The organism is Gardnerella sp. DNF00753 (assembly GCF_049244275.1).
In the GTDB taxonomy this organism is placed as follows: domain Bacteria; phylum Actinomycetota; class Actinomycetes; order Actinomycetales; family Bifidobacteriaceae; genus Bifidobacterium; species Bifidobacterium greenwoodii.
Genome location: NZ_CP058393.1, coordinates 1,424,064 through 1,444,293, shown reverse-complemented (window position 1 = coordinate 1,444,293; position 20,230 = coordinate 1,424,064). Strand labels below are relative to the sequence as shown.

The 20,230-nt window shown below is 44.3% G+C and carries 13 protein-coding genes; 7 read left to right on the top strand and 6 right to left on the bottom strand.

Annotation, left to right across the window (positions count from 1 at the left end; all coding sequences use genetic code 11):
* Window positions 1-135 precede the first annotated feature (135 nt).
* A complete protein-coding gene (locus HXT33_RS05765) occupies window positions 136-1,482 on the top strand; it encodes an ABC transporter substrate-binding protein (protein ID WP_032841747.1) in 1,347 nt (448 codons plus the stop codon).
* 169 nt (window positions 1,483-1,651) lie between these two features.
* Here the strand turns inward: HXT33_RS05765 and HXT33_RS05760 are convergent, their stop codons facing one another.
* On the bottom strand, window positions 1,652-2,665 hold the full coding sequence (locus HXT33_RS05760) for a LacI family DNA-binding transcriptional regulator (RefSeq protein WP_421786951.1): 1,014 nt from the start codon (window positions 2,663-2,665) through the stop codon (window positions 1,652-1,654).
* Window positions 2,666-2,965: 300 nt separating this feature from the next.
* On the opposite strand from HXT33_RS05760, the gene HXT33_RS05755 reads away from it, so the two are divergent.
* From HXT33_RS05755 to HXT33_RS05745, 3 genes are all read left to right on the top strand, one after another.
* The gene (locus tag HXT33_RS05755) at window positions 2,966-3,820 is read left to right on the top strand and encodes a carbohydrate ABC transporter permease (protein WP_421786949.1); all 855 of its coding nucleotides are present in this window, start codon (window positions 2,966-2,968) and stop codon (window positions 3,818-3,820) included.
* The gene (locus HXT33_RS05750) at window positions 3,817-4,650 is read left to right on the top strand and encodes a carbohydrate ABC transporter permease (protein WP_308582622.1); all 834 of its coding nucleotides are present in this window, start codon (window positions 3,817-3,819) and stop codon (window positions 4,648-4,650) included. Before HXT33_RS05755 ends, HXT33_RS05750 begins: the two co-directional genes overlap by 4 nt.
* Before the next feature lie 168 nt (window positions 4,651-4,818).
* Window positions 4,819-5,424, top strand: coding sequence for a DUF624 domain-containing protein (locus HXT33_RS05745; protein ID WP_004137098.1), 606 nt, complete (start codon window positions 4,819-4,821; stop codon window positions 5,422-5,424).
* Window positions 5,425-5,577: 153 nt separating this feature from the next.
* On the opposite strand, the gene malQ is transcribed toward HXT33_RS05745, so the two are convergent.
* The 5 genes from malQ to HXT33_RS05720 all read right to left on the bottom strand — a co-directional run bounded on the left by malQ (window position 5,578) and on the right by HXT33_RS05720 (window position 14,090).
* Window positions 5,578-7,821 carry a 4-alpha-glucanotransferase gene (gene malQ / locus HXT33_RS05740; protein ID WP_421786946.1) on the bottom strand — a complete coding sequence of 748 codons (2,244 nt, stop codon included), beginning with the start codon at window positions 7,819-7,821 and terminating at the stop codon, window positions 5,578-5,580.
* Window positions 7,822-8,014: 193 nt separating this feature from the next.
* On the bottom strand, window positions 8,015-10,024 hold the full coding sequence (pulA, locus tag HXT33_RS05735; protein WP_419389152.1) for a type I pullulanase: 2,010 nt from the start codon (window positions 10,022-10,024) through the stop codon (window positions 8,015-8,017).
* 363 nt (window positions 10,025-10,387) lie between these two features.
* The gene (locus HXT33_RS05730; RefSeq protein ID WP_004129320.1) at window positions 10,388-11,308 is read right to left on the bottom strand and encodes a sugar ABC transporter permease; all 921 of its coding nucleotides are present in this window, start codon (window positions 11,306-11,308) and stop codon (window positions 10,388-10,390) included.
* Window positions 11,305-12,705 carry a carbohydrate ABC transporter permease gene (locus HXT33_RS05725; protein WP_410313863.1) on the bottom strand — a complete coding sequence of 467 codons (1,401 nt, stop codon included), beginning with the start codon at window positions 12,703-12,705 and terminating at the stop codon, window positions 11,305-11,307. The genes HXT33_RS05730 and HXT33_RS05725 overlap by 4 nt, the downstream gene beginning before the upstream one ends.
* A 173-nt stretch (window positions 12,706-12,878) precedes the next feature.
* The gene (locus HXT33_RS05720) at window positions 12,879-14,090 is read right to left on the bottom strand and encodes an extracellular solute-binding protein (protein ID WP_421786944.1); all 1,212 of its coding nucleotides are present in this window, start codon (window positions 14,088-14,090) and stop codon (window positions 12,879-12,881) included.
* A 276-nt stretch (window positions 14,091-14,366) separates the two neighbouring features.
* Between HXT33_RS05720 and HXT33_RS05715 the strand changes: the two genes are divergently transcribed.
* The 3 genes from HXT33_RS05715 (at window position 14,367) to HXT33_RS05705 (ending at window position 19,736) form a co-directional block, all read left to right on the top strand.
* Complete coding sequence (locus HXT33_RS05715; protein ID WP_410314722.1) at window positions 14,367-16,073, top strand: alpha-amylase family glycosyl hydrolase; 1,707 nt, start codon at window positions 14,367-14,369, stop codon at window positions 16,071-16,073.
* A gap of 161 nt (window positions 16,074-16,234) precedes the next feature.
* On the top strand, window positions 16,235-17,011 hold the full coding sequence (locus tag HXT33_RS05710; RefSeq protein WP_410314742.1) for a TraX family protein: 777 nt from the start codon (window positions 16,235-16,237) through the stop codon (window positions 17,009-17,011).
* Window positions 17,012-17,048: 37 nt separating this feature from the next.
* Window positions 17,049-19,736, top strand: coding sequence for a TIM-barrel domain-containing protein (locus HXT33_RS05705; RefSeq protein ID WP_421786942.1), 2,688 nt, complete (start codon window positions 17,049-17,051; stop codon window positions 19,734-19,736).
* Window positions 19,737-20,230: the final 494 nt, after the last annotated feature.

The window sequence follows — 20,230 nt, the reverse complement described above, 5'->3', positions numbered from 1 at the left end:
GGCGACACGCGTTAATTTAGGTTATGCCATCGTTTGCAATATTCAAATATTTGAGGCATAATAAGTATTGTCGATAAGGACACCTAGTGGTGTGGCAGTCCAATGAAGGGATTGTCGGCATACGAGAAAGGTTCGATGATGAATCGTACGATTAAGTCAACAATTGCACTGGTAGCTTGCTCAGCGATGGCTTTTGGCGCTCTCGCAGCTTGCGGTTCCTCTTCCAGCGAAAAAGCCGCTGAGAAGGGTAAGGTTTACTTCTTGAACTTCAAGCCAGAAGCTGCAAACCAGTGGAAGGAAGTTGCTAAGGAATATACCAAGAAGACTGGCGTTCAGGTAAAGGTTCAGACCGCTGCTTCTGGTACATACGAGCAGTCTTTGAAGAGCGAAATCAGCAAGGGCGACGAAGCTCCTACACTCTTCCAGATTAACGGTCCAGTCGGTTACGCAAGCTGGAAAGATTACACTGCTGATTTGAAGGATACCGAGCTTTACAACCAGCTTCAGAACAAGGATATTGCTCTTAAGGATGGAGATAAGGTTGTTGGTGTTCCATACGCAATGGAAACCTACGGCTTGATTTACAACAAGGCTTTGCTCAAGAAGTACACCGAGCTTAAGGATGCTAAGGTTAAGTCTGCTGAAGAAATCAACTCCTTCGACAAGTTGAAGGCTGTTGCTGACGACATTCAGAAGCATAAGGCAGATCTCGGTGTTGATGGTGCATTTACTTCTGCAGGTTTCGATTCCAGCTCTGACTGGCGCTTCAAGACCCACCTTGCAAATCTTCCTCTGTACTACGAGTTCAAGGAAGATCACGTTACCAAGCAGCCTGCAAAGGTTAAGGGTACGTTCCTTGATGGTTACAAGAAGATTTTCGATCTCTACATCAATGATTCCACCACTCCTGCAACTCAGCTCAGCTCCAAGACTGGTGAAGATGCAAACGCTGAATTCTCCCAGAACAAGGCTGTGTTCTATCAGAATGGTACTTGGGCTTGGGGTGACCTCTCCAAGGCTGGTATGAAGGCTGAAGATCTTGGCATGCTCCCAATTTACATTGGTGCTAAGGGCGAAGAGAAGCAGGGCTTGGCCACCGGTTCTGAGAATTACTGGTGCATCAACGATAAGGCTTCTGACGCAAACAAGAAGGCTACTAAGGACTTCTTGAAGTGGCTGCTTACTTCCGATGCTGGTAAGGATGCTTTGTCCAAGCAGATGGGCTTCACAACTCCATTCAAGAGCTTCGCAGACATTAAGTCCGACAACCCATTGACTCAGGCAGCTGTTGAGGATGCAAAGTCCGGTAAGACCCCAGTAAGCTGGAACTTCACCGTCATGCCATCTGACAACTGGAAGAACGATCTTGGTTCCGCTTTGCTTGAGTACGCTCAGGGCACTGGCAAGTGGGATAAGGTCAAGACCGCATTCGTCGATGGCTGGGCTAAGGAATATGCTCAGGCTCACGAAGACGATGAGTGATTTAAAATAAATTAATAAACGTTACACCTCTGACGTAAGTAAGCAAAGGTGACGTAAGCGAATCCGCTAGGATACTGACACAGTTTAGTGTTAAGTCCTAGCGGATTTTTGTTATTTAAATAGTGTGTAGGAATTATAAAAAGCTACTTGCTTAAATAAAATAAAATATTTACTCGCTTAATAAAGCCGCTGTGCTTGAGCGCACAATAAGTTGAGCTGGCACAATTCTATAAGGATTGTCAACTTCCTGACCTTTTATAAGCGAAAGTGTTATTTTAGCTGCAGTTGCAGCAATCTCAACCGGATCTTGTCTAATAGTAGTTAAACCAGTTTCATGAGCGTAAAAACTATCGTCAAAACCAATAATTGATACATCGCTAGGAGTTGCATAACCGCTACGAGCAAGCTGGAACATAAGAGGTATTGCAATTCCGTCTTCCTGGCAAGCAATAGCAGTTGGCATTGTTGCGTTTCCAAGAAGCATAGAAACTATAGCGCTTATTCTGTCTAAATTAGCTGGAGCAACAATCTCAATTGGCGTAATAGCGTTCTTTTTGCACTCGTCAATGAATGAATGATAACGTTGCAAAACGCTGAAATGTAGTGAAACATCGCGAGTAGTGCGAACATATGCAATATTGTGATGCCCTAATCCAATCAAGTGACGTGCCATAAGCCTCGCGCCTTGATCATCGTCAATATTAATAGTTGAATCAAAATCATAATCCTTAGGATGCAAGCAATTTATGCCAACAATAGGCACGCCTGTAGTTTTAAGCTGTTCAATTTCGTTAGTGTTTACGTCAAAAGAGCATACAACAACAGCGTCTGCGTTTCGTCTAGTTGGAAGCATTGTGAAAAATTCGTTACGCTCCTCACTACTAGAAATCTGGAAAATAGATAAATCGTAGCCTGCGCTGTGAAATACTTGGTTAAGACCTTGAATAATAGATGCGCTGAACCATAGGCGAATTTGGTCGCTTACAAGTAAAGCTATGCGCAAAGTTCGGCCGGATTTTAATGCTGCTGCAGATTTGGAAATAGAAAAGTTCAACTTTTCTGCGATTTCCAATACCTTGTTGCGAGTTGAAGCTGAAACTAAATCTGGGCGTGTAAATGAACGAGACACGGTAGAAACTGACACGTGTGCTTTATCTGCAACATCTTGAATATTTGCCGGCATGTGAACTCCTTTATTCCCATACGCCAAACGGTTTAACACGGCATCGTGTAGGTTGTTTGATACGGACTTTTGTGGTTCGTAATAAACAAACGTTTGCAACCGTTTCCATTTTAGCAGATTTTGTTAAAAAGCCAATGATAGCAAGCAATTTTTTAATTATAGAATTGCAATTTGTTATAAATTCTTTGCAAGAAAATGACAACGTTTGACATCGCTCATTCATGTAGTAGAATGAAGATATTGGTTCGGGCATCGACGTCTATGGTGACGTCGCACTCAAGGAGGAGAAAGTGACGAGTCATGATTAGTATGAGCGGAAAAGCAATACGTAAATGGTGGGCGTTATTCGCTTTGCCAACATTTGCGGCTTTTATTATTGGTTTTGTTGTGCCGTTTATTATGGGCGTGTATTTGAGTTTTACTAGATTCCATGCTGTTACGGATAGTAAATTCATTGGCGTTCGTAATTACGTTAAGGCGTTTAAGGATCCTCATTTCCTTCATTCGCTAATGTTCACTATAGCTTTTACTGTTGTAACAACTGTTCTTATTAACGTAATTGCTTTTGCAATTGCATATATGTTGACTAAGAAATTTAAGGGATCAAACGTTTTCCGCACTGTGTTCTTTATGCCAAATCTTATTGGCGGCATTGTGCTGGGCTATGTTTGGCAGCTGGTACTTAATGGTATTTTGGCATACTTCGGCCGTTCTATTACATATTCTGCCGTGTATGGCTTCTGGGGATTGGTTCTGCTTATTTGCTGGCAGCAAATCGGCTATATGATGATTATTTATATTGCTGGTTTGCAAGCTCTTCCAGGAGATGTTATTGAGGCTGCGGCAGTTGATGGCGCAACCCCGATGCAAACGCTGTTTAAGATTACAATACCTCTTATGATGCCTTCGATTACTGTTTGCACATTCTTAACAGTTACCAACGGTTTCAAGCTATTCGATCAGAACTTGGCTTTGACGAACGGTATGCCTTCTCATAAGTCTGAGATGTTGGCTTTGAACATTTTCAACACTTTCTACGGGCGTACAAATGGTGAAGGCGTTGGTCAGGCAAAAGCAGTTGTGTTCTTCGTGATTGTAGCTGTTATTGCTTTGATTCAGAATATGCTTACTAGGTCTAAGGAGGTAGTGGCATGAACGAGAAAATGAAGCATCCGGTACTTTGGACAATCTTCTTTACCGTCGTAAGCTTACTTTGGATTTTCCCAATCGCTATAGTTTTTATAAATTCCTTCAAGTCGAAGATTTATATTGCTAGCGAGCCTTTTAGCTTTGATCCAAAAACGTTTATTGGGCTTGGTAACTACTCCCTAGGTATTGAGCGCACGAATCTTATAATGAGCTTCTGGTGGACTATAGTAATTACCGTTGGAGCTGTGATTTTAATTCTGCTTTGCACATCAATGTGCGCATGGTGGATTGTTAGAGTCAACAATTGGTTCGCTGTAATGCTTTACGTGCTGTTCCTATTTAACATGATTGTGCCATTCCAAATGGTTATGTTCACTCTTTCCGACATCACCAATAAGCTCGGATTGAACACTCCATGGGGCTTGTGGATTATCTACTTAGGCTTTGGCGCTGGTCTTGCAGTGTTTATTTTCACTGGTGTAATTAAGGGAATACCACAAGAACTTGAAGAGTCTGCAATGATTGATGGCGCTTCTGTGCCGCGCATATTCTTCCAGATTATTATCCCAATTATGCGACCAGCAATTGTGTCTGTGTCTATTCTGCAAACTATGTGGATTTGGAACGACTTCCTGCTTCCGTACCTTACCTTGGACTTGAACAAGTACAAGACGGTTTCGATTGCAGTTCAGTATTTGAAGGGTGGCTATGGTTCCGTTGAAATGGGTGCCATGATGGGCTGCTTGGTTCTTGCCATTCTTCCAATTATTATCTTCTACCTCATCTGCCAGAAGTATATTATCAAAGGCGTTATGTCAGGTGCGGTAAAAGGCTGAGATTTCTTCTCCTCCAAAATCTCAAGTGGCTAAAATAATGGTGGTGACTACGGTCGTAAGATTTGTAAGTCACCACCATTGTATTGTTGGTAGGGGTATTGTTAGTAAGAGTATTGCTAGTAAGTCAGCTATAAATAGCGCAAACAGAAACGTAAAGGAGATAATTAAATGTTCTCGTTTGGAAGCCCGGATTCAAAGTTTGCGCAAGGTATGGAAACATTTGCTAATACAGTGTGGCTTACCATACTTATGATTGTTACTAGCATACCTTTAATCACCATTGGTGCAGCTGTTAGCGCAGCGCACGATGCTGCAAGACGTGTAGAAAATGCGGAAGGGCACATGACTTCTGCATACTTTCGCGCTTTTGCCAGCAACTTTTTGAAATCAACTGTAATCTGGATTGTAATGGCTCCGTTTTTAGCTCTTATATTATGGGCTTGGATTGCAGTTAGAATACCACCGCTTTTAATACCGCAATTTGCAATAAGCATAATCTGGATTCTTATAGCAGAATGGGTTTTCGCATTACAAGCGCGTTTTGAAAATTCTATTGGCAAAACTATTCTGAATGCTTTTATTTTCAGCGTTGCATACTGGCAAGCAACGCTTGGAATGATTATTGTTGACGCTATTTTTATAGGTCTTGTGGCTGCATCAGTTATTTACTTTCCGCAAGGCTTACCTTTGCTATTATTCATTGGTTGGGGATCGACTATTATGCTTCACACGCCTTTGTTGGAGCGTGTTTTCGCAAAGTATATTAAGAAGTAATTTATGCAAATAATTAATGAGGCGAGCATCATCGTAGATACTCGCCTCACATAGGACATCATTGCAAGAAATATTTTTAATTTGCTACTGTGCAAACCATATTCCTTGCGGGGAATTGAGTCGGTTCTCAGTAAACCAACGTTTTAATTATACTCACTTCCTTGTATTTTCGCCGCGCATAACCGCTGTCATAGAAAGCACTCGTGGCGACTTAAATACTTCATCAGTGTGGACTACGCGACCATCTGCATCAGCAAGCGGAATACGCCAATTTGGATACTCCGTGCTAGTGCCAGGCTGATTCTGAGAGCGGCGCTCGCCAACAGCATCAACCAAAGCAACTTGCAGCAGCAACGATGGGGAAGTGCGCATAATTGCATGCATAGCTTCCACAATCTCTTGCACGTGGTCTTCTACGTCCTCTGCAGCCTCTTTACTAATCCAACCGCCCTCAAGAAGCATCTTCATCATAGCGTCACGCTCAGCCTGAGCAGCCTCTTGGAAGGTTTCTACGGAGTCTGTAAGCAAGTGAAGCTGTTCGCGAAGCTTCACATGCTCAAACGCAAGATAACCCGCTGTAGGTGGCATGTCGTGCGTAGTAACAGAAGCAAGCGCGTACTCGCGGTAAGTAGAAGGATCAGCAAATATAATCTGCTTCTTTCCAAGCTTCTTAGTAGCAGCTTCAGCTTCGTCGTCGTGAGTAAACCACTCAACAACAGTGCCAAGCACGCCGTGAGAAGCAAGAACTTTAGAAACATACTTCGGTACAGTTCCCAAATCTTCGCCAATAACAACACCGCCTGCGCGAGTTGCTTCAATAGTCAGAACTGCAATCATTGCGTCTACGTTGTAGTACACGTATGCGCCGTTTCTTGCTCCCTGGCCTTGTGGAATCCACCACAGGCGGAAAAGCCCAAGAACGTGGTCAATACGTGCAGCTCCAGCATGCAAGAACACGTTATGAACCATATCGCGGTAAGCAATATAGCCTGTTTCGTCCAGGTAATTTGGATCGAATGGAGGCTGACCCCAATCCTGGCCCTGCTGGTTGTAGAAATCAGGAGGGGCGCCAACGCTTACGCCGTTAGCAAATCGTTCCGGACTCCACCAGACGTCAGCTCCGTAGCCGTGTACACCGACAGCCATATCCTGCATAAGACCAATTGCCATGCCTGCAGCCTTAGCTTCAGCGTGAGCTGCAGCAACCTGCTCGTCCGCAATCCACTGGAGCCAACGATGGAACTCAAATAAATCAGCATGCTCGCGCTTAAGTCGTTCAATTTGCGGAGTGCCTTTACCAGTAGTGTCAAACCACAAGTTTTCTCCCCAAGGAGCGCCCCAAACTTCAAAAGCAACACACCAAGTGGCAAAAGCATCAAGATCTTCACCGGAGCGATGCTTAAACTCAGTAAACTCGCGCTCGCGTTCTGCAGAGCGAGGTTGCTTGAAGATTATACGCAGAGCCGGAAGCTTAGCGTCCCAAGCAGCGTTAATATCCATAGGATTTGGATTATTGTTTTGAGGAGCAATAGACTCGTGCAGTTGCTCGACTTTAGCAAGATCTTCTCCGTTTAATTCAGCATATTCTGGAATATCTTGCGGGCGAATATACGTAACATTCAAGAATCTACGCGATTCAGGCAAGTATGGAGAAGGCTCAAGTGGAGTTACAGGAGCGCATGCGTGAATTGGATTAATCAGCATAAAATCAGCTTTGCCGATTTCTCCAGCATCCTTAAGTAGGCGACGCAAATCGCCATAATCGCCAATTCCCCAAGAGTCTTTAGAACGCACAGAATACATTTGCGTCATAAAGCCCCAACGGTGCTGCTTCTTTACGCTTTCCGGAAGAGGAATGCGTGCCGGGGCTGCAATCAATGTAACGTCTGCATTCTGCGAAATTTCGCCGTTTTTATTCGTTACTTGAGCGTGCAAAGTGTGGTATCCCATTGGCAAATCGTCAGGAAGTTCAGTGTATAGGTCGCCGTCTTCCTCCGTTAGGATATTTCCTAATTTGCCTTCATAATCAGTGCCGTCTTCAAGCGTAAGCGAAAGTCTAATATCTTCCGGCTTAGAACCCCCAGCGTGAATTGGTACGCAAGTTTTTGTGCCGTTAAATGAAACTACAGTTGGAGGAAGTAGTTCACTGGCTCTCTTAGACTGCACTCGCTTGTACGATGACGCTATATTATCTTGAGTGTCAGCAGGCATCCCTAATGCGTCAAGCACTCCAACCAATGCTTCGTCTGTAATCTCTGTGTAGCTTCCCTGCTGATCAATATAAAAAGTGGCAACACCGCATGCTTTTGCAAGTTTTATAAGCGGGCGTGCAAGACGCTCAGCGCTTTCTTCCATAGGCTTATCAGTGTCAGCTGTGCCGTTAGCTGTTTTGCTCATGGTGCTCCTTCTATCTATTAATCTGGCACATCCCTAACGTCGTCGTAAGCGTGCCAAACGTGCCACTATGGCGGTAGAGTGCACTCAATACATCTCTGGATTGAAATACGCTCTGTTTGTCAATTATATAAACACCTGATATCGTTTGCAAATTAGCGTTGCGATATCAGGTGTAAGTTTTTTTAAAACGCAGTTATTTAGCACTAAGCACTACGAAAGTGCGTCTTGGCAAATGCAGAGTAGTATTATTTTCTTCATTTGCAATAAATGCGTCAGACTCAGGCTTAGAGCCTGTCCAATCGGAATAATAATCGTTTGAATTAAGTATGCAATTCCAGCCCTTAGACTTTGTGCTGTGAATTGTTGGTAACTCAATAGTTGCGTCTTCATGATACATAGGATTTGCGCAAACAATAATATTATTGCCGATTCTAGTAGCTAAAACAGTGCGATTAGATGTAGTAAGCTGCTTTCGCTTGCCGTCGTACAATGCGCTGTGTTCTGCTCGAAGCGCAATAAGATCCTTATACCAATTAACTAAAGGCTTGAATTGTTCAGCGCGCGCCCAATCAAGCTGATTTAGCAAAACGCCGCGATTATAAGAATTATCGCAACCGTGCTTAGTGCGTCCAAACTCTTCTCCACTTAGCATAAATGGGATGCCAGCAGAGCAAAGAACCATTCCTGCTGCAAACATGTTCGCGTTCAAAATATCTGCAACCTGCTGCTTGTCTTGGGCGTTAAACTCAAAATCGCCAGCATTGTCACGCATAGAAATACAAAGCTTATCCCACAAAGTTAAATCGTCGTGAGCAGAAGTGTACTGAACGATTTGGCCAACGTCTTTACCTGCAGAAGGCGTATCTCTCCACGCGTCCAACGCTTGACGAGCAGCATCGCAGCACCAAAATTCGTTGCCATTAACATAGCCGCGGTCGCGATGATTCATAACATTGCCTTTAAGCGAATCGCGAGATTCGTCGCTAAACCAGCCAATGCGCTCGTTAAGAGTATGACGTCCTTCCTTATTTCCCAAAGAAATTGCTTCATCGGCAGCAGGGTCTGAAGCGCCCCAAGGTTCGCCATACATAACAATATCTTTGCCGCCAGGAAGATTATCTAGTTCTGCGCGAGCCTGATTCAAGGTTTCTGTATCCGTCAAACCCATAAGATCGAAGCGGAATCCGTCAATATGGTAGCAGCGTGCCCAATGTAGCAAAGATTCAATAATAAACCTGCGGAACATAGGGTGCTCAGAAGCCATTTCGTTGCCGCATCCAGAACCATTAGAGAATGATTCATCTGCGTTACGCCTGCAGAAGTATCCAGGAGCAACACATTCAAAAGCATTTTCTGCGGAACGATACATGTGGTTGTACACAACATCCATAATTACGCGTTGACCATTAGCATGTAATGCCGCAATCATCGCTTTACATTCGCGTATGCGTGCAGTGCCATCGTAAGGATTGCTGGAATACGCACCTTCTGGAACGTTATAAGCGTGAGGGTCGTAACCCCAGTTGTATAGAGAATCTAATTCTTCGGATGAAGCACCATTTTTGCGCGCATTGTCGATTGCAGCTTCGTCAACTGTTGCAAAATCGTAAATAGGTTCGAGCTGTACGTGAGTAACGCCAAGCTTCTTTAAATAATCCAATCCGGTAGGGAAGTTGCAGTCGGAAGAATCTGGGTTTTGTAAAGTTGTATGCTCTTCGGTAAAAGCGAGATACTGGCCGCGATGCTCCGGCTTAAAACCGCCATTAGGATTGCTGCTGAAGTCAGCAACATGCGTTTCCCAAACAACCATTGCGTGGCGCACAAACTTAGGAGACTTATCTTTATGCCAATTGGCAGGAGATATGCGCTCTTCGTCTACAACAAGGCTGCGCTCGCCGTTTACGCCACTCGCAATACCCCAAGGGTCGCTTGTGCGATTTACAGTGCCATCAGGAAAAGCGATGAGGTAATCATAGTATATGCCGTCCAAGCGCTTGCGGAAATTAGCTCGCCAAGCGCCATCGTGCAGCGGTTTTAACTCGTGTGTTTGAGTAGGCTCGCTGTTATTGCCTGTTTCAAAAAGTCTTAAAGTCACAGTTTGTGCAGTCGGAGCCCACATGGTGAAAGTTGTGGACTTTGAGTTCAAAGTAAAACCGAGAGGACCTTCGTACACTGGCCAGGTTGCCGAAGATGGGAACGTCATGTGTAATATCCTTCTTATTTTGTTATTTCGTAAGTACTATCTTACTGTATGTTTTGCAATTAAGTGTGATATTAAATTTTACGATTTACTTATTTTTAATTTATTAGTTGGAGTTTTTATTTGTACGTAACTTTATTCGAGCGTCATTTGGCTTAATGCAGTAAGGTTTTGTAACCAGTATCGTTTTGAGTCAAACTGCGAGTAGCTTAAGTTATTTTAGATTATTTTTAACCTCGACTATTTAATTTTTATTTTTTAATTTTTTTTTTTGATGTTTTGAATTGCGTAATAAAGAAGGCCGAAACGCTCGAAAGCGCCTCGGCCTTCATCTTTTTTTAAATCCTACAAATCACTTGCAGAATATCAGCCCTTAACGGAGCCAGACATGGACTCTTCGTAGAAGCGCTGCATAATGATGAACAGGATTGCAATAGGAATCGAAACGCACACAGCGCCTGCGCAGAATCGCGCAAACCAGTGGCTAATAAATTCCCTATCAAGCATCTTCCACAAGCCCAAAGCAACAGTGTAGTTGTCCTGGCTGTTGGCAATCGTCTTAACCATAACGAAGTCAAGCCATGGGCCCAAGAAGCTTGTGATTGCCTGGAACACAATCATAGGCTTGCAGATTGGGAGGATAATCTTGTAGAAGACTTGCCAAGTAGTGCAGCCATCCAAGTAAGCAGCTTCATCCAAAGACTTTGGAATCGTATCCATGTAGCCCTTCATAACATAGAAGCCGGCGCCGCTACCTGCGGAGTAGACGATAATAAGTGCGATTAGAACAACCGAACCATTCGTCAAACCGAGAGCCTTCAAAATGAAGTAGATAGCGATAACTGCCATGATACCTGGGAACATGCCCAAAATCAAAGCAATATTCATGAATGTCTTACGTCCTCGGAAGCGAAGGCGAGACATGCAGAACGACACTGCAAGTACGAAGAGCAAGGAAATAATGCACACGAAAATGGACACAACCAAAGTGTTCAAGAACATGCGCGGGAAGTCCAAGGCTTCGCGCTCGGTGAACAAGCGAATATAGTTATTGAACGAATACTCTGTTGGGAAGAATGTCTTCTGGAATGGGGATTCGTTCTTGTTGAAGCTTTCCAAGAAAACCCAAACAATTGGAATCAACCAAATAATCGACAGTACAGCCAAGAATAGGTGGGAGAAAATATCTCCGATTATTCTTCGTATACGTTGATCTTTAAACAGAGAGACGCTACGAGTGCTGTGTACAACAGGTTCTTGCTGCATAGCGGTATTTTTATTACTCACCGGAATCCCTCCTCGTTCTTATAAGATCCAGAGTTGCGATACGTAATAAGTGCTACGACGGCTAGAACAATGAACGTCATAATACCGATAACAGCACCAATGTTGTAGTCTCCGCGATCCACTGTCAACTTGTAGAGCCAAGTAATAAGCAAATCTGTCTTACCTGCGGAAGAATCAAGTGGTGTCGGTTCGCCGCCAGACAAGAGGTAAATAACGTTGAAGTTATTGATGTTACCAGTGAAGGTTGTAATCAAGTATGGAGTCATCACGAAGATGATGTATGGCATAGTGACGTTCATGAAACGCTGCCACCAACTTGCACCATCGAGCTCTGCAGCTTCGTAAAGTTCTGCAGGAACATTCTGCAAAATACCCGTAATCTGCATAATCGTGAATGGAATACCAACCCAAAGGTTAATAAGAATAACTGTTACGCGAGCCCAAGTCACATCCTGGAAGAATGGAAGAGGTTGAGCAATCCAATGGTTTTCCAGAAGGATGCTGTTAATAGCACCATTTCGCTGAAGCATGTTGTTCATAACAAGCAAGGACACGAACTGTGGAACTGCAATGGTAAGAGAGAAGCAAGTACGCCATAATCCCTTAAGACGAGTGGACTTGCGGTTAATAATCATTGCAATAAACATACCGAAGAAGAAGTTCAGGAATGTTGCAAAGAATGCCCAAATAAGAGTCCACAGCAAAACGTCGAAGAATGTAGCTGCGTTAATAGAGCTCTTAGCGTTACCAATTGCGAAGAAGTTGTTTAATCCAGTCCAAGTAAACAGAACTGGGTGATTCCTATCGTAGCTGGTGAATGCCATAGAAATCATGAAGATTAATGGCAAAATGGTGAAGAGAACAATACCTGCGGTTGGAAGTGTCATCAAACCAATGTGCGCTTTGCTGTCGAGCAAAGACGAAGCATCTTTAATAAAGTTTACTGGCTTTTGGCCGCTTGCTGTAATAGCCTGTGCCTTATAAGCGCTGCGTAGAGATAGCGTTGCTAAGTAAATGAGCACGATAACTGCTGCAATCGCCATAACGCTGTACAGCAAAATTTCTACAGAATTATCTCCGGCAGTATAACGCCAGAAACCATTGACTTTAATCTTGCCTTGCTTTTTTGTGCCAAGCGTAAGAATTTTTGGAAGGTACTCTGCACCGGTTGTGAATAAGAATCCAAAAAGAACAGCTTCACACAAAAGGAACAAAATGCCTTTAATGAATTGTTTGCGAACAAAAGTGCCGAAACCAAAGATAATAACGGAAATCCACGAAAGAACGTCTGCGTGCTCTGCAGCCTCTTTCAGTGAATATGGTGAAGGAGCAAAGCGTTCTATATTTGACGTCTTCTTCTGGCGCCTTTCTCGCTTTGTGGATGTCGTGCCAGTCATGACATACCTTTCATATAAACAGTGAGTGCTTTAGAGAAGTATATATAAATAGCACGCCCCGGCCCCTTTTCACTAGAGTGGGGACTGGGGCGTGCTATTTGCAAATGCACAAGTTACTTGTAATTTTCACTTACGCATTTATATAAACTTATTTAATTATCGAAAGTAAATGCTTACTTTACGGCGCCAGCTAAGCCCTTGGCAAAGTCAGCGGTCTTAGCATCAGCATTTGCTTCGGTAACTTCATGATTGGCAATTGCCTTACCGAAGTTGCCCATTGGCTCCCAGAAGCTACCCATCTCAGGGATTGCTGGCTGCAAGACAGAAGTCTTAGCAATGGTTTCCATCTGAGCAACAGCAGCTGGATCAGACTTCACGGAATCAGCAAGAGACTTGTCGGAAGGAATAACGCCCTGCTTCTCGTAAGCAATCTGCTGGGACTTCTTGGAGCCCAAGAATGCAGCAAACTTAGCAGCCATCTCTGGGTGCTTGGAGTTAGGGTTGTAAGCAACAGCCTTAGAACCAGCGAAGGACTTCATCTGATGTTCGCCGGATTCAGTCTTGAAGGTAGGAAGAGCAGCAGCAGCGTAGTTGTCGCCGAGAGCCTTCTTTACATCAGCAGCATCCCAAGAGCCGGAGAAGTAAGCGTCAACCTTACCGCTCTTGAGGCCGTTCAAGCCAGCGCTGTTGCCGTCAAGAACGAAGTTCTTGTTTGCGAAAAGCTTTGCGATATACTTGGTGACTTCAGCAGCCTTGTCGCCGAGCTTCATGCCAGCCTTGGCATCAGTGCCCTTCTCGCCGAAGAGTGTCATGTTGCCATCGAGGTAGAAGCCTGGGAGGTACCAAGCGTTGCTAAGATCGAATGCAACCTTGCCCTTCTCGAGCATCTTGTCGAGGGACTTTACTTCGTCAGCGGAGAACTTAGCCTTGTTGTAGTACATGAACCAGGTGTTGCCGGTGTAAGGAACGCCGTACATGTTGCCGTCCTGAGCGGTGACGGAATTAACCAAAGTATCTTCGTTCTGTTCCTTAACCTGCTTTACAGCGTCATCGCTCAACTGGCCAATTGCGCCAGCCTTAACCAAGTCGCCAAGCTGATCGTTAGGGAAGAGATAAACATCAGCAGCAGCCTTTGCGTCCTTCTTTACAGACTCAGCAGCTTTTGGTGGCTCAACAACAGTGTTCTTGAACTTAACGTTTGGATTGGCCTTCTGGAATTCCTTCTCGACGGTGTCAACCCAGCCGCCTGCCTTCTGATCTTCAGAAGCAGACCAAACTGTAAGCTGAACAGGGCCGGACTCAGCAGCCTTATTATCGGTGTTTGTGCTAGAACCGCAAGCTGCAAATCCAAACAATGTAGCAACAGCAAGACCTGCACCCAGCATCTTCTTAATATTCGTCGTCCTTGACCTCCTATATCATGCCAAAACTGGCATATCATTTGGTGGCGTAGTAACGGATTTCGTTGTGGCGCAACATCGCGATAGCTGCGTAGAGCAGCGTCACAAGTCTCACAAAAATCCGTTCGTAAGCAATGTGTAGTATACACGGATATTATGTCGTTTGCAAATGAATGGCGGGTTGTTTGTATTTTTTTGAATAATATGTTTTTAAAGTGTCGTCGTATAAACTTTATATAGCAACAAAAGAAGGGTAAAGCAATGGGATTATATAATCATGCTCAATGGCTTAAAGACGCGGTTTTTTACGAAATTTATCCGCAAAGTTTTTATGATGCAAATGGCGATGGTATAGGAGATATTCAAGGAATTATTGAAAAATTAGATTATGTAAAATCGCTTGGCTGCAACGCAATTTGGCTTAATCCTTGCTACGACTCTCCTTTTAAAGACGCTGGTTACGATGTGCGTGACTACAAAAAAGTAGCTGCTCGCTACGGCACTAACGAAGACTTGCAGCAGCTTTTTAATGAAGCTCACACTCGTGGAATGCATATTTTGCTTGATTTAGTGCCAGGTCACACCAGTGAAGAGCATGAGTGGTTCCGCGAAAGTTCAAAAGCTCAAGAAAACGAGTTAAGCAAGCGCTACATTTGGACAGACAGCGCATTTAGTGGCTATTCTATGCCTTTTATTGGCGGAGAAACCGAGCGAGATGCTACCTACATTCTAAACTTCTTCAAATGCCAGCCTGCATTAAACTACGGTTTTGCACATAGGGATCGCGATTGGCAATCTTCGCCTGATTCTAAAGAGGCTGCCGAAACTCGCGCCGCAATGGTTGATGTTATGTGTTTTTGGCTTTCGCTCGGCGCTGACGGTTTCCGTGTTGATATGGCTGATTCGCTTGTAAAAAACGATGACAATAATGGCGAAGGAAGTCTTGGGAAAGACAATACAATTCGCGCATGGCAGGAAATGCTGGGCGCTGTAAAAGAAGAGTATCCGCAGGCTGCTTTCGTTTCCGAATGGGGCAGGCCGCGTCAGGCGTTGGCAGCTGGGTTTGACATGGACTTTTATTTAAGCTGGCGCTGGGATGGAAATCCTAACGGCTACGCACGTTTAGCTCGTGATGTTGATAACGCTTTAGATAGCAATCCTGAACATGATCACAGCTACTTTTCGGCGCGAGGTGGTGGCAGCATTTGCCCATTCTTAGACGACTACTGCCCACAATATGAGTCAACTTGCAACCAAGGTTACTTTAGTTTCATCACTTGCAATCATGACACGCCGCGCATGGCTCCGCGCTTAGATGAGCGTGAGCGCAGAGTAGCTTTCGGAATGCTACTTACAATGCCAGGCGTGCCTTTTGTGTATTACGGCGACGAAATTGGAATGAAATATCGCGATATTCCAACAAAAGAAGGCGGTTATGCTCGTACGGGCACGCGCACGCCAATGCAGTGGGATGACACAAAAAATCTCGGATTCTCAACAGCTGCAAAATCTAAATTATACTTGCCTGTTGAAGTGCGAGCAGATGGAAGAACTTGCGCAAATTCTCGCAAACAAGCTGTAGAAAGTGGCGAAATTCCAACTGTTTCTGCGCAAATTAATTGCGAAGATTCCTTCCTTTCGTGGGTGCGCTCACTTATTGCGCTTCGTCATAGTCGCGCTTCTTTGCAAGCTGACGCATCATGGCGAGTGTTATATGCTCCTGTTGACGGCCGCGGATTTGCTTACGAGCGTTGCGCAAAAAGTAACGAGGGAGAATCGGCTGTCGAAAGAAGCATCGTTGTTATGAACCCTGGAATGAACGCCGAAACGGTACCGTTTGAAACGTTGGCAAATCTTACTCAGGAAGCAGTAGAAAATCCTTTGCTAAAAATCGGCGAAGTATTAAGCTGCGGAAATTCTTTGAAACTCGGCGCGCAAAGTTTTGCAATATTCAATCTGCCGCTTTAAGTCGCAATAAATACTGCGATACAATAAACGGTAGTAAAACAGAGCAGTAAAAAATAAGCAAGCGTTACTTAAAAAGAACGTTACTTAAAAAGAACGCTAGAACGTTACTTAGAGTAAGTGTTATGCGAAACAATTCGTGGAAATACGAGGGAGTGCAAGTCATGGATGTGCTAAAGCCTAAAATTCGTGCAGATAAAAACATAAAAATGGGCATTACTTTGCGCAAGTTTAAAATGCTTGGCGCATTCATGATGATGCTTAGTGCATTTAGCGCTCCCGTAATACCGCATTTGTTCGGCGGCTTGCGCAAAGATAATATGCTTGCTCTTACATTCGCGGTTCTTTGCGAAGTAGTTAGTTGGACTGCGCTGCCATGGTATGCGTGGATTCTTATGCGCGGGTATCACAATACGCATAACGTGAATCTTTATATATTGCGACTTTTGATTTTGGCAATAATTTGCGAAGTGCCGTACGATCTTACTACATCCGGTTGCGCGTTTGATTTGCGCTCGCAAAATCCAGTGTTTGCGCTCGTAATTGCGCTGTTTGTTCTTATGGGAATTGACATGGTTCGAGAGCGTTTTAGCGGTTTTTTGCGCAGTGTTTCGTATGCTGCAGTAGTAATTGCAGGATTATTGTGGAATATTATTGGCAAAGTTTATGTGCGTCAACAAATTTTCTGGGGAGGCGCGCTATTCCTTGTGTTTGTGCTGATTTTTGAGCTGATGCAAAAGCATGAAATTCGCATGGAGCTGATTTCCGGCATGTTTGGCGCTATGTCGATGCTTGCGCCTGGTATTGGCGTGGCAGTTTTGCACTATCGCAGCCCTTACGGAGACGGCCATAAGGATTCGCCAGTATTTCGCTGGACAATGTACGCATGGTATCCGGTAATGCTGGCGATTGCAGCATTATTCGCAGTATTCGTCAAATAAAAACGTGCGTTAATTAATAAAAAGCAAAGGTACAAAAATGGACTTTTCCAAGTCGGGAATTTTTTATAAGTACGCAACTGATTCAAACGCAAAGGCTCAGGATACTCAGGTAATTAAAGGCGAAAAGTGGCGAATTACAGTTATTACAGATTCGCTGTTGCGTCTTGAGTGGAGTGACGACGGAAAGTTTGTTGACAATCCTACGCAAACTGTAATATGCCGCAATTTTGCTCACAAAAGCTCGGATACTCAGCCGCAATTTAGTGCGCGCAAAAACGAAAACGGATGGCTGGAAGTCGAAACTGAAAAGCTGCATCTTACTTATAATTGCGAAGCTTTTAGCAAAGAAGGATTAAGTATTGTTGTGCGCGGAGTGCCGTGTACTCAATTTAACACGTGGCATTACGGCGACGACTGCCCGGGAAATCTTCTTGGAACTTTTAGAACTTTGGATCAGGCGAACGGCCCAGTAAAGCTTGGTAAAGGAATACTTTCGCGCGATGGATGGTCTGTTTTAGACGATTCTGCAACTTGCGAAATTGTGCCAGCTGAGGAAATAAATGGCAAACCAAACCCGTATGGGGCTTGGGTTAAGTCGTGTGCGCAAAAAGTTAGCGAGCAATCAGGAAGATATAAAGACTTATACTTCTTCGGCTACGGACATCACTATATTCAAGCAATTCAAGACTTTTATAAGCTCACAGGCGCTCAGCCGCTGCTTCCACGTTTTGCGCTAAGTAATTGGTGGAGCAGATACTATCGCTACCGTCAAGACGAATATTTGCAATTGCATAATCGTTTTAAGCGCGAAGGCATACCTTTTAGCACGGCTGTTATTGATATGGATTGGCATGTGACGGACGTTGATTCGAAGTATGGTTCCGGTTGGACGGGTTACACGTGGAATGAGGAGCTTTTTCCGGATCATCGTGCTTTTTTGCGTAAACTTAACGCGGCTGGATTGGCTCCAACTTTGAACTTGCATCCGCGCGACGGAGTGCGTGCGTTTGAAAAAGATTATGCGCAAGTTGCGCAAGATGCTGGCATTGATCCGGCGAGCGGCAAAGCTGTGGAATTTGATTTAACGAACCCGCAATTTGTTGAAGCTTACTTCAATATGCATCATCGTATGGAAGATGAAGGCGTGCGATTTTGGTGGATTGATTGGCAGCAGGGTGGTGTGACGCGCGAGCCTGGTTTGGATCCGCTTTGGATGCTGAACCACATGCATTATGAGGATGCTGCGCGCGACGGCCGCTGGCCGCTTACATTCTCTCGCTATGCGGGGCCTGGTTCGCATCGTTACCCAGTTGGATTCTCGGGAGATACCGTTACTACTTGGGATTCCCTTGCTTTCCAAACTTACTTCACTTCTACAGCTTCAAATATTGGCTACGGATGGTGGAGTCACGATATTGGCGGACACATGCTTGGCGTTAGAAATAACGAGTTAGAAGCGCGATGGTACGCTTTCGGCGCGTTTAGTCCTATTAATCGTTTGCACTCGACTTGCTCACCGTTTGCTGGAAAAGAGCCGTGGAATTTCCCTCAGGAAACTCGCGAAGCAATGGTGAAAATGCTTCGCTTGCGCGCGGAACTTTTGCCATACGTTTATACGATGAATTATCGTGCAGCTTTTGAAGGCAGGCCGATTATTGAGCCAATGTACTGGCAGGCGCCGGAAGTTGGCATGGCTTACGAAATTCCTAACGAGTACCGTTTTGGAAGCGAACTTATAGTAGCGCCGATTACTTCGCCTAATGATTCTGCTACTTTGCGCGGATGTGCCGGAGTTTGGTTGCCTGAAGGCGACTGGTACGATTTGTTTGACGGACGCAGGTACGTGTCTCGCGGCTGGAATGGTCGCAGGTTTGAAGCGTGGCGCTCGCTTGACCGAGTGCCTGCTTTTGCGCGTGCCGGGGCGATTGTGCCTACGCAAGTTTTGCCAGAAGTGGCAGATTGCGAGCGTAGTGCTGAGATTGCTGAATCTGTTAATAGCGTTGAAAATCCTCGTAATTTGCGCGTGCTCGTGTTCCCTGGAGCTGACGGCGAATTTGTGATGCGAGAGGACAACGGTGATTTTGCTGCAGCGTCCGCTGGTAATACCGCCGACACGCGTATGAATTTTGTGTGGCGAGACGGCAATAGTTCTTCGCAATTTATTATTTCCGGCGTAGAAGGTGCGGAAGCTGCCGTAGAATCTGTGCCGCAAAAACGCAACTGGAACGTTGTATTTAGAGGAGTTGCTTGCGCAGATTTTGCGAACGTGCGCGTTTTTGTAGGAAGCCGAGAGCTTAATGCAAGCGATTTTGCAATTTCTTACGAAGGCGAAGAATCAACTTTGAGCTTAACTGTTTCTGTAAAAGACGTGCCGGCTCGTTCGGAAGTTCGTGTAATTGTTGACGGCGGATTGCAAATTGCTGCAGACCCTAAAGTTGGCGACGCTTACAGATTCCTGCTTCAAGCGCAAGTGCCGTACTGCGGTAAGGAAATGGCTTTTGACGCAGTGCGTGAGGCTGGTGGAAGTGCAAGCTCTATTGCTGCAGTCTCAACTCTTGAATACGAAAACGAATCGGAAGCAGAAAAGTATCGCAACAATGTTGATATGCTTAACGCTTACGCAACTGATCAGCCTTCCGTAGTTAAGTGGGCGCAATGGCGTTGCACGCTGCCTATTTCGGTAAAGCATGCGCTTGAGGAGATTTTGCTGCGCTCGGTTGAGTGAGTAATGTTTTTCTCAATAGATTTTAGCTCTGTTGAGTTAGTTGTAATCTGCTGGGTGAAGTTGTGTACTTTTCTCAGCAGATTTGTTTTTTAAACGAGTTGCGATTTTGCAAATCTGTATTTTTGCATTTTTATTTCTGTAAATTCGTATTGTCAAAAATTAGAATTTATATGGTAACAAATGTTTAGACAGATTAGTGAAAGGTTGTAAAAACGCCTTAATTCAAAATATTCACAAATAAATTTTAATTCTTAAAACCGCTGAAAAATAAGGCTTTGGGGGGGGGGGTATTACAGGCTTTTTGATTTAAACATGTGTTATTCATCTTTAAAAAATTTTTTAAATTGTTATAATAACCTAACAAAGATAGCTTGAGATTTTATAAATTTGAGCTATGAAAATTTAGATGATTGTTATTAAGAATTTGCATTTTGCATGTCCATAGGTGGGCGTGTGAATTTGTTTTTATTAGATAACTAAGTGGAAGAAGGACA

What these genes read in the sequence shown, in the direction of transcription:
- HXT33_RS05715 (WP_410314722.1), top strand. Translation starts at nt 14,367, where the DNA reads ATGGGATTATATAATCATGCTCAATGGCTTAAAGACGCGGTTTTTTAC.
- HXT33_RS05755 (WP_421786949.1), top strand. Translation starts at nt 2,966, where the DNA reads ATGATTAGTATGAGCGGAAAAGCAATACGTAAATGGTGGGCGTTATTC.
- pulA (WP_419389152.1), bottom strand. Translation starts at nt 10,024, where the DNA reads ATGACGTTCCCATCTTCGGCAACCTGGCCAGTGTACGAAGGTCCTCTC.
- HXT33_RS05710 (WP_410314742.1), top strand. Translation starts at nt 16,235, where the DNA reads ATGGATGTGCTAAAGCCTAAAATTCGTGCAGATAAAAACATAAAAATG.
- HXT33_RS05720 (WP_421786944.1), bottom strand. Translation starts at nt 14,090, where the DNA reads ATGCTGGGTGCAGGTCTTGCTGTTGCTACATTGTTTGGATTTGCAGCT.
- HXT33_RS05750 (WP_308582622.1), top strand. Translation starts at nt 3,817, where the DNA reads ATGAACGAGAAAATGAAGCATCCGGTACTTTGGACAATCTTCTTTACC.
- HXT33_RS05745 (WP_004137098.1), top strand. Translation starts at nt 4,819, where the DNA reads ATGTTCTCGTTTGGAAGCCCGGATTCAAAGTTTGCGCAAGGTATGGAA.
- HXT33_RS05765 (WP_032841747.1), top strand. Translation starts at nt 136, where the DNA reads ATGATGAATCGTACGATTAAGTCAACAATTGCACTGGTAGCTTGCTCA.
- HXT33_RS05725 (WP_410313863.1), bottom strand. Translation starts at nt 12,705, where the DNA reads ATGACTGGCACGACATCCACAAAGCGAGAAAGGCGCCAGAAGAAGACG.
- HXT33_RS05760 (WP_421786951.1), bottom strand. Translation starts at nt 2,665, where the DNA reads ATGCCGGCAAATATTCAAGATGTTGCAGATAAAGCACACGTGTCAGTT.
- malQ (WP_421786946.1), bottom strand. Translation starts at nt 7,821, where the DNA reads ATGAGCAAAACAGCTAACGGCACAGCTGACACTGATAAGCCTATGGAA.
- HXT33_RS05705 (WP_421786942.1), top strand. Translation starts at nt 17,049, where the DNA reads ATGGACTTTTCCAAGTCGGGAATTTTTTATAAGTACGCAACTGATTCA.